This is a genomic window from Morganella sp. HMSC11D09, from assembly GCF_001807955.1.
GTDB lineage: Bacteria > Pseudomonadota > Gammaproteobacteria > Enterobacterales > Enterobacteriaceae > Morganella > Morganella morganii.
Map to the genome: position 1 here is coordinate 10266 of NZ_KV791655.1, position 241 is coordinate 10506.

Below are 241 nucleotides of genomic sequence, written 5' to 3' on the forward strand. Positions count from 1 at the left end.
TAGTCAGCAGGATGATAGCAATGATGATCAACGTTAAGGGGTTCCGTGGCATACCGCGTTCTCCGTATCCCGCCGGTTAATCAGTCCGTGCCACTGCTTGCCACCGGCAAATGTCCAGCGTTTCATTTCGTCACACGCACCGGCGATATCACCGGCATTGAGTTTGCGCAGCATAGTGGAGCGCGAGAACGCGCCGGGGCCGACGTTGTAGACAAATGAATAGATGGCCGCCCGGGTATTG

At 56.0% G+C, this 241-nt stretch carries 1 protein-coding gene; it reads right to left on the reverse strand.

Annotation, left to right across the window (positions count from 1 at the left end; translation table 11 throughout):
* Positions 1-33 precede the first annotated feature (33 nt).
* On the reverse strand, positions 34-241 hold a 208-nt coding region (locus HMPREF3119_RS02120; RefSeq protein ID WP_083297240.1), incomplete at its 5' end, for a glycoside hydrolase family protein.